The organism is Venatorbacter sp. C2-1, assembly GCF_022832715.1.
In the GTDB taxonomy this organism is placed as follows: domain Bacteria; phylum Pseudomonadota; class Gammaproteobacteria; order Pseudomonadales; family Oceanobacteraceae; genus Venatoribacter; species Venatoribacter alkanivorans.
The window spans coordinates 2800059-2813638 of record NZ_CP094879.1; the positions used below are offsets into that span (position 1 = coordinate 2800059).

Below are 13580 nucleotides of genomic sequence, written 5' to 3' on the forward strand. Positions count from 1 at the left end.
AGGAAAGGGTTGATGTCACAGAACATCAACACTATACAAAACCTATACAACAAGCAATGAGCGCCATGCAGGCTGGCTTATTCCATCGCCTCACGCAGGGCTTCATCGAGCTCATTCGGCTCGACCAGCAGCGCTTCTTCTTTCAGGTTGGGGAACACCACCAGATAGGTTTCATCGGCGGTCAGGCCCGCTGTCCAGCGCTCCAGCCAGACGTCCAGTGGCACGACTTTGGGGGCACAGTCTTCCCACTCACCGGTCGCCCATTCAGCGGCATAGTCCGCATGGGGCCAGACAGGCAGGCAATTATCGCCTTCGGAGGTCAGGGTGACCCAGCCTTCGTCGTTGGCCAGACTCCAGATTTCGCCGTGCGCCACGACCTTGTCGATAAAATACTGATAGCGCTGATGGTTCGACAGTTTCAGGCTGGCCTGATGTTCTTTCTGACTGAGGGTATAGCTCATGATGCGTGCCTTAATGCGGGCGTTAAAAAGCGCACTATAAGGACTCGTAGCGGTTAAGTCATTACAGATATTCAGCGTCCGGATCGCTGCCCGCTCCGTTCAGCTGCTGCTCCAGATAATCAATCAGCAGGCGCACCTTGGGCGATAAATTGCGGCTTGGCGGATACAGCGCCCAGATACCTTCATGCGAGGGGCGGATGGCCGGCAGCAGGCTGATCAGCTCGCCGCGCTCAATATAGGGTTGCACGTAATAATCCGGCAGCTGCACGATACCGATGCCTTTCAGCGCAGCATCCAGCAGCGCCGGGCCACTATTAGCACTGAGACTGCCGCTGATGTGCACCACCCGCTCGCGTCCCTGTTCCTGAAAACGCCAGTAATCGAGGGTACCGGCCAGGCAATTATGCTGCTTCAGTTCCGCCAGCGAGTGCGGCTCACCATGGGCCGCCAGATAGCCCGGCGAAGCGCAGGTGTACTGCTCACGCGATGCCAGACGCCGCGCGACCAGCCGATCGTCATCGAGTTTGCCAAGTCGCACGGCCATATCGTAACCGCCGCCGACCAGGTCGAGCTTTTCATTGGTGAGCAGATAATGCAGCTGAATCTGCGGATAACGCAGAGCAAAGTCATTTAACAAGGGCGCAATATGGCGCTCGCCGTAACTCATCGGCGCAGTGATGCGCAGCTTACCCTGCGGCGTAGCCTGCAGATTGCCCAGCGCCAGCTCCGCCTCGGCCAGACCATCCAGCAGCAGGCGGCAGTGCTGGTAATAGAGTTGCCCCGGTTCGGTTAACGCCACCCGTCGCGTGGTGCGAAACAGCAACTCACTGCCGAGACGCTGCTCCAGTGCCCGCACCTGACGGCTCACCTGCGCGGTAGACAACCCAAGCTGCACCGCCGCCGCGGTAAAACTGCCGGATTCCGCCACCGCCACAAACTCACGGATGCCCTCCCACTGGGGTATTGATTGCATCTTTTCCGCCCGATTATTACCAATATGTAAAAGTGATTTTATAACCAGCAGGATTATCTCACCAAAAGAAATGATTACACTGCCTGTTCAGAATTTTTTACCCATCACCTTTGCTGTTGGAGATACACCATGACCGCAGAAACCATTACCTGCCGCGCCGCCATTGCCTGGGGCCCGGGCCAGCCGTTATCCGTCGAAGAAGTTCAGGTAGCGCCACCCAAGGCTGGTGAAGTGCGTGTGCGCATCGTTGCCACCGGCGTCTGCCATACCGATGCCTTCACCCTGTCTGGTGAAGACCCTGAAGGTATTTTTCCGGCCATTCTCGGCCACGAAGGCGGCGGTATTGTGGAATCCATTGGTGAAGGCGTAACCAGTGTTGCCGTTGGCGACCATGTGATTCCGCTGTACACCCCGGAATGTGGCGAATGTAAGTTCTGCCTGTCGGGTAAAACCAACCTGTGTCAGAAAATCCGTGCCACTCAGGGCAAAGGCCTGATGCCGGACGGCACCAGCCGCTTCTCGCAAAACGGCAAAACCATTTATCACTATATGGGTTGCTCAACCTTTTCTGAGTACACCGTGCTGCCGGAAATCTCTCTGGCCAAGGTCAACCCGACGGCGCCACTGGAAGAAGTCTGTCTGCTGGGCTGTGGCGTCACCACCGGTATGGGCGCAGTAATGAACACCGCCAAAGTAAAAGAAGGCGATACCGTGGCTATTTTCGGTCTGGGTGGTATTGGTCTATCGGCGGTGATTGGTGCGGCCATGGCCAAGGCCTCGCGCATCATCGCCATCGACATTAACGAAAGTAAATTCGAACTGGCCAAACAGCTGGGTGCGACCGACTGCGTCAATCCGAAAAACTTCGATAAGCCGATTCAGGATGTGATCGTCGAGATGACCGACGGCGGCGTGGACTTCTCGTTCGAATGCATCGGTAACGTTAACGTGATGCGTTCAGCACTCGAATGCTGCCACAAAGGCTGGGGCGAATCGGTGATTATCGGTGTTGCCGGTGCCGGTCAGGAAATTTCCACCCGTCCGTTCCAGCTGGTCACCGGCCGCGTCTGGCGCGGTACCGCCTTTGGTGGTGTGAAAGGCCGCAGCGAACTGCCGGATTACGTTGAGCGTTATTTAAAAGGCGAATTCAAACTGAGTGATTTTATTACTCACACCATGGGTCTGGATGCCATTAACGACGCCTTCGATTTAATGCACGAAGGCAAAAGCATCCGCAGCGTTATTCATTACAACCAGTAAGGGGCTGCTATGACGGACGTGAATACCGATGTTGAGCGCCTCAGCCAGAACAAAAGTTTTGGCGGCTGGCATAAGCAATACCGGCATCAGTCGGCGGTGCTTAACTGCAGCATGCGCTTTGCGATTTTTCTGCCACCACAGGCCAGTAATGGCAACCCGGTGCCAGTGCTCTACTGGCTGTCCGGCCTGACCTGTAGCGATGAAAACTTTATGCAGAAGGCCGGCGCCCAGCGCCTGGCCGCTGAGCTGGGCATTGCCATCGTCGCCCCGGACACCAGTCCGCGTGGCGAAGGCGTGGCCGACGATCCGCAGGGCGCTTACGATCTGGGCTTAGGAGCCGGTTTTTACCTGAACGCGACTCAGCCGCCATGGGCTGCGCACTACCGCATGGAAGATTATGTACTGCAGGAATTACCGGCCTTAATCGAAGCGCTGTTTCCGGTAAGCGACAAGCGCGCCATCAGTGGTCACTCTATGGGTGGGCACGGTGCTCTGACGCTGGCTCTGAAAAATCCGCAGCGTTTTACCTCGGTGTCGGCGTTCAGCCCGATCAGCAACCCGAGCCGCTGCCCCTGGGGCATCAAAGCGTTCAGCGCGTATCTGGGCAACGACCGTGAGCAGTGGCTGGCTTATGACAGCAGCGAGTTAATGCGCAACAGTCCTGCGTCAGCGCATTTACCCGCGCTGGTCGACCAGGGTCTGGCCGATGATTTCTTAAGCAACCAGCTGCACCCGGAAACACTGGAAGACGCCGCCAAAGCCAGCGGCTACCCGCTGACCCTGCGCCGTCATGAAGGCTACGATCACAGCTACTATTTCATCAGCAGTTTTATTGATGATCATCTGCGTTTTCATGCGCAGTATTTGGCTGGCTGATCAGCCAGAACGGTAAAACAAAAAAGGCAGTGGATTGCTCCACTGCCTTTTTTATTGCCCGTTGATAACCGGGCGTTTTGCGCACTCTCTATCAGTGCACAAAAATTACTTTCAGCAATAACAGCGCCGACAGCACCCAGACACCGGCAGACAGTTCACGCGCTTTATCACCCAGCACTTTCGCCAGCGCATAGGTGATAAAGCCCAGCGTGATGCCATGGGCAATGGAGAAGGTCAGCGGCGTCATCAGCAGTACCACAGCCACCGGCGCGGCTTCGGTCAGGTCTTCCCAGTCCACTTCTTTCAGCGTGAACAGCATCAGAATCGAAACATAAAAAATCGCACCGGCGGTGGCATAAGCCGGAATCATTCCGGCCAGTGGTGCGAAGAAAATGCTCAGCAGAAACAAAACGCCGACCACAACCGCCGTTAAGCCGGTACGGCCACCGGCGGAAACACCGGCCGCACTTTCGATATAACTGGTGGTGGTTGAGGTGCCCAGCATCGCGCCGGTCACGGTCGCGGTACTGTCAGCCAGCAAGGCCTGCTTTAAGCGTGGCACCTGACCATCACTTTTGGTCAGACCGGCACGCTGGGTCACGGCAATCAGGGTGCCGGAGGTATCGAACAGATCAACAAAGAGGAACGCGAAAATCACGCTCAGCATCGCCACATCAAAGGCTTCCGCCAGATTCATCTGCATAAAGGTCGGCGCGATGGATGGTGGCGCAGAAACAATGCCCGTGTATTCCACATGGCCGCTAGCGACTGCAATCACGCTTACCAGCAACACCGCCAGCAACACAGCACCGTGGATATTACGCTGGGTGAAGGCAATGATCAGGAAGAAACCCAGAATGGCCATGGCCGGGCCGAAATCACCTAAATTACCGAGACTGACCAGTGTCGCCGGATGCGCCACAATAATGCCGGCATTCTTCAGAGCGATCAGTGCCAGAAAGGCGCCGATTCCGGCAGCAATGGCTTTTTTCAGCGTGACCGGAATGGCATTGATCGCCCATTCACGGATTCTGAACAGACTGAGCAGAATAAAAATACAGCCTGACAGGAATACCGCCCCCAGAGCGGTCTGCCAGCTGTAACCCATACCCAGCACGACACCGTAGGTGAAGAAAGCATTCAGGCCCATGCCCGGCGCCAGCGCCACCGGCAGGTTAGCCCAGAAACCCATAATAAAGCAGCCAACAGCCGCCGCCAGACAGGTCGCCACAAACACCGCACCGTGGTCCATACCGGCATCGGCCAGCATCGACGGGTTAACGAAAATAATGTACGCCATGGTCAGGTAGGTGGTGACACCAGCCAGCAGCTCGGTGCGTGCATTGCTGCCGAAGCGCGACAGCTGAAACAGCTTTTCCAGCATGGGAAGAACCTTTGTTGGTTAGCGAAACAAGCCCGGCAGCCAGCATTCATGCGGCCTCAACTCAGGCAGACTGCTGCCATAAGTGATCCGCATCCGGCGGAGGGAGACTTTTTGTGGCCGCGGATTATAATGCCCTGCTGGCCAAAGCCCAAGAAAACCTGACTGAATGGTCGGTTCTTTTGCCGGCCAGCACCGCAGGCCATACGCCGCACACGCTCTTATACCCACGTACATTGCCGTACCCGAACCGACAGAGACAGACCATGAGTGCCTACAGCCAGGAAATTAAAGACGCCATCCGTACCGTAGCCAACTGGCCGGAAGATGGAGTGATGTTCCGCGACATCATGCCGCTGCTGCAGAACCGTGCCGTATTCCGTAAGCTGATCGACAGCTTTGTACACCGCTATCAGGACCAGCAGCTGGATGCCATCGCCGCCATCGACGCCCGCGGCTTTATCCTCGGCGCGCCGCTGGCCTACGAGCTGGGTCTGAGCCTGGTGCCGGTACGCAAGAAAGGTAAGCTGCCATTTAAAACCGTGACCCAGAGCTATGATCTGGAATACGGCAGTGCCACCATCGAACTGCATACCGATGCCTTTAAAGCCGGCGACCGCGTGCTGGTGATGGACGATCTGATCGCCACCGGCGGCACCATGCTGGCCGCCTGTGAGCTGGTGCGACAGCTGCAGGCCGAGGTGGTGGAAGTAGCCGCCATCATTGACCTGCCAGACCTGAAAGGCAGCGAAAAACTGCGTAACGCCGGTTTCGACGTTTATGCCATCTGCGAATTTGACGGACACTAGGGCCTGTCGACACTAAGTAAATCCGGCCTGCTGAGAGCCAGTTTTTCTCAGAACAAGGAGTGAGGAGGGATATTAGCGGGCTAAATGAATGACGAACGACGACGTTAATGGGGAAAACTGGCCTCAGCCCGAAGGGTTATGGCTAAAAATTCCTCATCCAGCGTTGCTGTTCGTTCGCTTAACCCGTTAGGCCACACTCTCAGCGCCTTGTCTGAGAAATTTTTAGCCAATAACAGTCCTGTTTAATTAGTATCGACAGGCCCTAAAAGCCCGCTAAGAGATAAAAAATCATGAGCCTGCGCCATTTTGTAACCCATCAGATCAGCAAAGACATCAAAGACCCGGCGGCAACGCTGGTATGCAGTGAACAGGAAGCCGATCTCGACAGCGAACTGGTCGCCCACTTCTACGCCCAGACTGCGGCGCAGCTAAAAGCCGTGCTGACCCAGCGCGCGGGTAAGCGTTACGGTATTTTTCATCCGGAAATTACCCAGGCGCGGGCGCAGATTCAGGACTGGCAGGGCGAGCGCCAGAGCTTTGTTGCCCTTACCCGCCGCCTGAGCAAACAGTTCGCCAACGCCCTCGACAATACCGAGCTGGCACTGGAAGGCTACCTCGCCTTCTTTTACGAGCAGCTGGCCGACAGCGACCGCCTGTACATGTTCCACCTGCGGCGCAAAAGCAGCGTATCGATTAATACCGATATGACGCTGAGCGAAACCCATTATCTGGATTTTTCCAATACCGGTTTTGGTGTCATGCTCAACATCACCGACTGGCTGGCCGATGACGACAGCAAATACCTGACGTTCAGTTTTGGCCGCGGCGATAAACCGCTGCAGAACCAGTTTGCCGAATGCATTGGTTTTACCGATACCTTAAATACCGCTGCCGAAACCGAAGAGTTTCTGGAAATTGTTGACGAGTTCAGCCAGACCCTGAGCCCGGAAGACAGCTTCGAATACAAAACCAAGGTGGTGGATTACTGTATTGAGCAGGATCTGCGCGGTGAACCGGTCGTGTTCGATGAGCTGGCCAGCTATATGGAAACCCAGGTCAAAGCCGAACCGGCCAAAGCCTTTGCTCACTATATTGTCGACAAACAAAAAGAACGCCAGCAAAGCCAGCGACAAAACAGCGGGTTAACGCCGGAGCAGCTGGCAGCTCAGGGAGCCTCTCAACAGGTAGTGGCGGAAGCCATTAAAACCGAGCTGATTCCCGACCGTAAAAAGCTGCGCGGATTTATCCGCTACAGCGGTAAAAATAAAGACCTGAGCCTGAGTTTCTCTGCCAGCCTGCTGGATAAGGATATTATCTTTGATAAAAGCAGTAACGAGCTGCGCATCACCAAGGTGCCGGAGTCGCTGCTGAAACAATTAAAAGAATCCTGATTAGCGGCAACGCGGAAGAATAAAAACCCGGACATAAAAAAGCCGCAACTGCGGCTTTTTTTATGCTGTTAACTCAGGATTCAGCACTGTCTTCGGGCTGCAGTTTCTTCAGTAATAACTCACGAATGGAGTCACAGGTGCGGGTCACAATAAAGACGGCTGAGCGTTCGTTATAGGCCAGCAAAGTACTTTCCAAAAAGCCCCACTTGCGCTCAACCTGGGTACGTAATTCCGCATCATCCAGTTCGGCAGTTAACGCCTTAAAGAGTTTATTCTGTTGTTCGATACCGGTATCCGTCACCGCCAGACCACCGAAAATATTGATATTAAAAAACAGATAAGCTGAAACCATATGTTCAAGACTATCGAGCATATTCAATATGCGCCGGGTTTCATTATCCAGTACCGAGGTATCAGGAATGCTGCCATCAAGCACCGCATACAGTTTGCTGTAGTTTTCATTCAGGCGGATGGAAAAACTAACGTCTTCCGCTTTTGCTGCAATGGCACGGTTGCTGTCAACGAACTGAGTCATGTCTTGCCAGGCAGGCGCCAGCTCTGGCCAGGTTGCTTTAAGAGCGTTCGCCATAGCCTGCCCTTCAGCCAATACGGCATCCAGACGCTGAGCGGATTTACGATCACCATGCTGTAAAGAATAAAGGCTGAATTCAGCACTGCTGCGATAGGCCAGAGTCTGCAAGAACAAGCGCTGGCGCACTGTATCGGCGCTCAGGTTTACCTGAGGCTGGCTTGTATTTACCGGGTTTTCATCAGCACTCACCTGAGCAGGATTCATCAATACTGACCCAAGGGCCACCATCAGCAACAACAGACGTTTCACTCGCTTATACTCCTTATTTTATGGTGCGCGCTTAAATACTGAGAGAGGACAGTTAATCTGTCGCTTGTTTTTTTCATTGGCTGAACCTTCTCTTTAACCGGGCCATGGTGTCAATAGTGGTTTGTCATAAAGGCGGACACTAACCCCCGGATTTTTGTGGTACGTCCTTTTTGCCGCTAAGTGCGATAAGATTGTCGCGATACATCATGAAATCTGGGCATAGCGTTCCAATTTAGCGGAAGCCGTATGCTAAATGTATGACAGGGGTTTTAATGACCGAGCACAATATCAGCCACTGGCAGCACCCACACCACTTCAGCGGCAGCAATCCGGATGGCGAGCGCAATACCTTTTATGTACTGATTCTGACCGCCGTCACTATGGTGGCAGAAATTATCGCCGGCGCCTGGTACGGCTCCATGGCACTGCTGGCCGATGGCTGGCATATGGGCACCCATGTGGCCGCTTTTCTTATTACTTTATTTGCTTACCGCTATGCACGCCGCCATGCCGATAATCCGGCCTATAGTTTTGGCACCGGTAAAGTGAATGTTCTGGGTGGCTTTGCCAGTGCAGTGGCGCTTGCCGTCGTGGCTTTGGTGATGCTGGTCGAATCGGTGGTACGGGTATTTGAGCCGCACGCCATTCAGTTTGATCAGGCAATTCTGGTGGCTCTGCTGGGCTTAGCGGTTAATCTGGTCAGTGCGTTGTTGCTGAAAGACCATCATCATCACGGCCATGCGCACCACGATCACGATCACGATCATCATGATGATCACAGCCATACTGGCCATGACCATAATTTACGCGCCGCTTACCTGCACGTACTGGCGGACGCCATGACCTCGGTGCTGGCCATTGCCGCGCTGCTGGGCGGAAAATTCTTCGGCCTGAACTGGCTTGATCCGTTAATGGGTATTGTCGGTGCACTGATTATTTCACGCTGGGCGATCGGTCTGGTTAAACAAAGCGCACCGGTATTACTCGACGCCAGTATCAGCGATCAACAGCGTGCCGCTATCCGTCAGACCATTGAACAGGATGGCGATAATCAGGTGGCCGATATTCATATCTGGAAAGTGAGTGGTAATGATTACGCGGCGATTATTTCGCTGGTTACCCACCAGCCACGCCATACCGATCACTACAAAGCATTGCTGAGTGATTTCCGCCAACTGGCACATATCACCATCGAGGTGAATGAATGCCGGATGCCGGAGTGCCCGGTTAACCGTCCGCAACATTAGGGCCTGTCGACACTAAGTAAATCCGGCCTGCTGAGAGCCAGTTTTTCTCAGAACAAGGAGAGAGGAGTGATATTAGCGGGCTAAATGAATGACGAACGACGAAGTTGATGGGAAAAACTAGCCTCAGCCCGGAGGGTTATGGATAAAAATCCCTCATCCTGCGTTGCTGTTCGTTCGCTTAACCCGTTAGGCCACACTCTCAGCGCCTTGTCTGAGGAATTTTTAGCCGATAACAGGCCTGTTTAATTAGTGTCGACAGGCCCTAAACAGAACAAACATAAAGCAGGGAGTGCGATGAATAATCTTGCAGATAATATCTGGTCTTTTGACGGGGAAGCGGTACCTTTTTTCACCCTTCCCTATACCACCCGCATGACAGTGATTCGCCTGTCATGTGGCTCGCTCTGGATACACAGTCCAATCCGTCTGGATGAGACGCTGAAGCAGCAGATTGATCAGCTCGGCCCCGTTCGCTATCTGATCGCACCCAACCAGTTGCATCATCTTTTTCTGCCCCAGTGGCAGCAACAATACCCTCAGGCGCAGCTGTTCGGAACTCAGGGTGTGCAACAAAAACGTACCGATATCCGCTTTGACGGTGTTTTCACTCCCGACTTTACCGCCCCCTGGCAGGAGGATATAGAACAACTGCTGTTTACCGGCTCTGCGGTGATGGAAGAAGCCGTATTCTTTCACAAAGCATCAAAAATACTGATCGTGACAGACCTGATCGAAAACTTTGCCCCGGATTCTTTTACCCCGCTGAAACGTCTGCTGGCCAAAGCCGCGGGGATTCTCGCCCCCAACGGTAAAATGCCGGCCGACTGGCGTTTAAGCTTTTTGTTTCACAAAGCTGAAGCCCGCGCTCATATGCTACGGATTATCAACTGGCAGCCGGAGAAAATTAGCATGGCACACGGCCTGATGGTTGACAGCAATGCCGTCACTTTTTTGCGCCGTTCATTCAACTGGCTGAATCTTAAACAAGAGGATGTGCAATGAGAGCGTATACAGGTTCCTGCCACTGCGGCGCTGTAAAATTTTCTTTTAGCCATGAAGAAATAAGCGAAGGCCTGCGTTGCAATTGCTCCATGTGCATCCGTAAAGGCGCCTTAATGACCAGCTTTGTACTGGCTGCGGATGAGATAACCATCGACGTACAGAATGACGCCCTGGCCACCTATGAATTTGCCAGCGGCATCGCCAAGCATCACTTCTGCCGCCATTGCGGTATTTATACGTTTCACCAGACCTTGCGCAAGCCTGGCCATTACCGTGTGAATATCGGCTGCATTGAAGGTATCGACCCGTTCAGCCTGCGTACTGAAGTGTTTGATGGTGCGGCGCTGTAAGGCGCCGCCTGCAGCGGTTAAAACGCCTCAGCTCTTTTTGCCGGACTCGTCGGCAATACGTTTCACCACCCGGGCGGCGGCAACAAAGCCAAAGGTACCGGTCACCATGGTGGCCGAACCAAAACCCGATGAACAATCCAGCCGCGTGCTGTCGCCGTCAAAGGATTTGGTCTGACAGACACTGCCATCCGGCTGCGGGTATTGCAGCTGTTCGCTGGAAAATACACAGGGAATAGAATAATTACGCGCGGCATTACGCGAAAAATTATATTCACGCCGTAGTAAAGAACGCACCTTGCGCGCCAGCGGGTCATTAAAGGTTTTATTTAAATCCGCGACCTGAATCTGCGTCGGGTCAGTCTGACCACCAGCAGCGCCAGTGGTAACGATACGGATTTTATTACGTTTACAGTGCGCAATCAGCGCGGCTTTATTCTTCACGCTGTCGATGCAGTCGATCACGTAATCCATGCCGGTATGGATTAATTCACGCTGATTATTGACGGTCACAAACTCCATCAGCGCATGCACTTTGCACTCTGGGTTAATACGACGGATACGATCAGCTACAGCTTCCACTTTCAACTTACCGATATCACCGCCCAGCGCATGAATCTGACGATTGGTGTTGGTGACGCAGATATCATCCATATCGATCAGGGTGATTTCCCCAACGCCGGAGCGCGCCAGTGCTTCCGCCGCCCAGGAACCCACTCCGCCAATGCCGACCACACAGACATGGGATGCGTGCAGACGCTGAAGACCGGCAACGCCGTACAAACGGCCAATACCACCAAAACGATCAAGATAGTCGGGAGTCATGCACACCTTTTGAGCAATAGCAGATCAATACCAGAGCAATATCAGGCGAACACAAAGAAGCGCCGCCGTTAATAACGGCGCGCAGTATATCAGAGGGTAGAGACGCGGGCTGCCTGCAGATTGGCAGATGTGGATGCCTGAGCATTGACCATTGGCTCTTTACGGCGCAACCAGCGGGCCGTTTCGGCAATACGGCGCAGTGAAGGCTCACCACGGTCATATTGCAGTAACAGAGTCTTGGCTTCGGATGCCGGTAACTCGCCCAGCAGACCGGCTTTCAGTTCCGGAATCGGAGCAATACGTGCGGTCAGGGTACTGACCAGTAACGGCAGGAACGCAGACGATAACCGTGCATGTTCACGATAATTAAGGGTTACAACAGCAGCGTCGCCTTCCTGCTCGATAACCAGATGGTCATTGGTCTTCAGCGGCCCTTTCACCAGCTCAAAAAAAGCATTGAGGTCGGCGGCATAGGTGTTCCAGACATCATCACCGTGAACCACCGCAAAAGCTTCCTGCCACAGCTGGCGGAAACGGTAGGCGCTGATTTTGTCTTCCAGCACTTTAAATTCGAGGCGTTCCGGCTCTGCAACGGCGGACTCGGTGGCGGCAGTCTTATCAGCCGCACTGACCTCAGCGGTATACAGTGCAGTCAGAAACCAGGGTTTATTGAGCGTCTGAAAAATACCAACGCCCTGTAACTCAGCCGCCTGACTCTGGACGGACCAGATCAGGGCAACAATAACGGTTAACAGATTACGCATGGTGAAGCCTCCACTCCTGCTTTCAAACAACTCAATAAACACCCGTATAATGTTCCCTCAATCAACAGGCCTCAACGACCCTTTGCGCCACCAGAGAAAGGTTTTGCAACCTCTTAAAATGTGAACTAATTCCTTGTTTTTAATCACAAAAATAAAGTCAGTTGCGGGCAAGTACAAAGCGGAAAGGGATATCAAATTCGAAGTTTTCTCCCTGCAGAAGCTCCGGCACCGGAGGGTATGGCGCGGCTTTTTTCGCAGCCCGTAATGCTGCCCGGTCGAGCAGACTGACCGCCGAACTTTCACTGGTATCGGCAAGCAGTAACTCCCCCTCGCGATTCAGCTGCAAACTCACACGTACCGTGCCTTCCAGCCGTTTTCTCAGTGCCTGATCCGGGTACTGAACCTGGCTATTGGCCTGCCGTAACAAGGCACGGTAATACTGCATCTCAGCCTGCTGCCGGGCGATCAGCTGCGCTCGCGCGTGCGCCTGTTCGGCTGCTGCCAAAACACGCTCTTTTTCGCGTTTTTCTGCCATTCTGGCCGCCAGATCCGATGCCGTTTCCGGCTGTTTTTTCCGCTCCGACACCTCCGGCAGCGACACCTGTTCTGTAACCGCTGGCGGCGTTTTTACTGCAGGTTGTGACAATTTTGGTACATTTGATTCCACTTTTTGCGCCACCACCGTTACATTTTCGGCTGCGACAGGTCGCGCCGCTGTGACCGGTTGTGCCCGGGCGGTGTGATCCGCATCACGTTTCAGCCAACCAGCAATAACCTCTGCCCGTCCCGGTTTCATTTGTCTGGCATCCCAACTGGCTTTCAGCTCGCTGCGCTCCGCTGCTTTCATCCGCAGCAGGTCTTCACGAAATCCGGGAGACTGCGGGAATTTGCCAATCCAGGCAGCCAGCAACAGACGCACAAAACTACCATCCTCAATCAACAGCACTTCCACATCATTGATCAGCACACGGCAGGGACCGCTTTCATTACTGATCAGCATCCGGTCTCCCTCACGTAAATCATCTTGCAGCAGATTGGTAAAGCGGCTGATATCTTCCAAACGCGCATTCATTTCCGCTTCACTCAGATTGATGGCCAGCCCTTCATTCCACAGCCGGTAAAAACGGCGCGGCGATATACGCTCCGCCAACACACGGATTTCCAGGGCCAATGGCTGCTCTGCGCTCAGCCACTGCTGGCTGTCGTTCAGATCGCTGTAAACAGCCGCCAGATACACATCGTTATTCAGACGGCGATAAGTTCCCATCGCCTGTAACTCAAGCGCCTGGGCAGGAGCCAGCCAAAAAGTCAGAAAGAAGAGTAAGAAGCGCATCGTCGGTCATCCTGAAAGATTTCCGGCGATTCTAATAAGAAAAGATGACAGAAAATTGTCGGCAGCAAGA

Annotated in this window: 14 protein-coding genes; 7 read left to right on the forward strand and 7 right to left on the reverse strand. The window is 53.9% G+C overall.

Features of this window, described 5'->3' with window-relative positions:
• Positions 1-77: 77 nt before the first annotated feature.
• Together MT343_RS12515 and MT343_RS12520 are read right to left on the reverse strand one after the other, a co-directional pair.
• Positions 78-461 (reverse strand): DUF2750 domain-containing protein, encoded by a 384-nt coding sequence (locus MT343_RS12515; protein ID WP_145470112.1) that lies wholly within the window; start codon positions 459-461, stop codon positions 78-80.
• A gap of 61 nt (positions 462-522) precedes the next feature.
• On the reverse strand, positions 523-1434 hold the full coding sequence (locus tag MT343_RS12520) for a LysR substrate-binding domain-containing protein (protein ID WP_304650346.1): 912 nt from the start codon (positions 1432-1434) through the stop codon (positions 523-525).
• A gap of 129 nt (positions 1435-1563) precedes the next feature.
• On the opposite strand from MT343_RS12520, the gene MT343_RS12525 reads away from it, so the two are divergent.
• Positions 1564-2694 (forward strand): S-(hydroxymethyl)glutathione dehydrogenase/class III alcohol dehydrogenase, encoded by a 1131-nt coding sequence (locus tag MT343_RS12525; RefSeq protein WP_145470110.1) that lies wholly within the window; start codon positions 1564-1566, stop codon positions 2692-2694.
• 9 nt (positions 2695-2703) lie between these two features.
• Positions 2704-3570 (forward strand): S-formylglutathione hydrolase, encoded by an 867-nt coding sequence (gene fghA / locus MT343_RS12530; protein ID WP_145470108.1) that lies wholly within the window; start codon positions 2704-2706, stop codon positions 3568-3570.
• Positions 3571-3661: 91 nt separating this feature from the next.
• Here the strand turns inward: fghA and MT343_RS12535 are convergent, their stop codons facing one another.
• Positions 3662-4954, reverse strand: coding sequence for an NCS2 family permease (locus MT343_RS12535; protein WP_145470107.1), 1293 nt, complete (start codon positions 4952-4954; stop codon positions 3662-3664).
• A 263-nt stretch (positions 4955-5217) separates the two neighbouring features.
• Here MT343_RS12535 and MT343_RS12540 point away from each other — a divergent pair, with 263 nt between their 5' ends.
• Positions 5218-5760: an adenine phosphoribosyltransferase gene (locus tag MT343_RS12540; RefSeq protein WP_145470106.1), complete on the forward strand. Its 543-nt coding sequence runs from the start codon at positions 5218-5220 to the stop codon at positions 5758-5760.
• Between the two features lie 290 nt (positions 5761-6050).
• Positions 6051-7151 carry a nucleoid-associated protein gene (locus tag MT343_RS12545; RefSeq protein ID WP_145470105.1) on the forward strand — a complete coding sequence of 367 codons (1101 nt, stop codon included), beginning with the start codon at positions 6051-6053 and terminating at the stop codon, positions 7149-7151.
• Positions 7152-7224: 73 nt separating this feature from the next.
• Here the strand turns inward: MT343_RS12545 and MT343_RS12550 are convergent, their stop codons facing one another.
• Complete coding sequence (locus tag MT343_RS12550; RefSeq protein ID WP_145470104.1) at positions 7225-7992, reverse strand: hypothetical protein; 768 nt, start codon at positions 7990-7992, stop codon at positions 7225-7227.
• Positions 7993-8264: 272 nt separating this feature from the next.
• Here MT343_RS12550 and dmeF point away from each other — a divergent pair, with 272 nt between their 5' ends.
• From dmeF to MT343_RS12565, 3 genes are all read left to right on the forward strand, one after another.
• On the forward strand, positions 8265-9239 hold the full coding sequence (gene dmeF, locus MT343_RS12555; protein ID WP_145470103.1) for a CDF family Co(II)/Ni(II) efflux transporter DmeF: 975 nt from the start codon (positions 8265-8267) through the stop codon (positions 9237-9239).
• Between the two features lie 294 nt (positions 9240-9533).
• Positions 9534-10241 (forward strand): DUF4336 domain-containing protein, encoded by a 708-nt coding sequence (locus MT343_RS12560; RefSeq protein ID WP_145470102.1) that lies wholly within the window; start codon positions 9534-9536, stop codon positions 10239-10241.
• Positions 10238-10591 (forward strand): GFA family protein, encoded by a 354-nt coding sequence (locus MT343_RS12565; RefSeq protein ID WP_145470101.1) that lies wholly within the window; start codon positions 10238-10240, stop codon positions 10589-10591. The genes MT343_RS12560 and MT343_RS12565 overlap by 4 nt, the downstream gene beginning before the upstream one ends.
• Positions 10592-10618: 27 nt before the next feature.
• Here MT343_RS12565 and tcdA read toward each other — a convergent pair whose 3' ends face one another.
• The 3 genes from tcdA to MT343_RS12580 all read right to left on the reverse strand — a co-directional run bounded on the left by tcdA (position 10619) and on the right by MT343_RS12580 (position 13510).
• Positions 10619-11413: a tRNA cyclic N6-threonylcarbamoyladenosine(37) synthase TcdA gene (gene tcdA / locus MT343_RS12570; RefSeq protein WP_145470100.1), complete on the reverse strand. Its 795-nt coding sequence runs from the start codon at positions 11411-11413 to the stop codon at positions 10619-10621.
• 89 nt (positions 11414-11502) lie between these two features.
• Positions 11503-12177, reverse strand: a complete 675-nt coding sequence (locus MT343_RS12575; protein WP_145470099.1) for a hypothetical protein — start codon at positions 12175-12177, stop codon at positions 11503-11505.
• 157 nt (positions 12178-12334) lie between these two features.
• The gene (locus MT343_RS12580; protein WP_145470098.1) at positions 12335-13510 is read right to left on the reverse strand and encodes a TonB family protein; all 1176 of its coding nucleotides are present in this window, start codon (positions 13508-13510) and stop codon (positions 12335-12337) included.
• Positions 13511-13580: the final 70 nt, after the last annotated feature.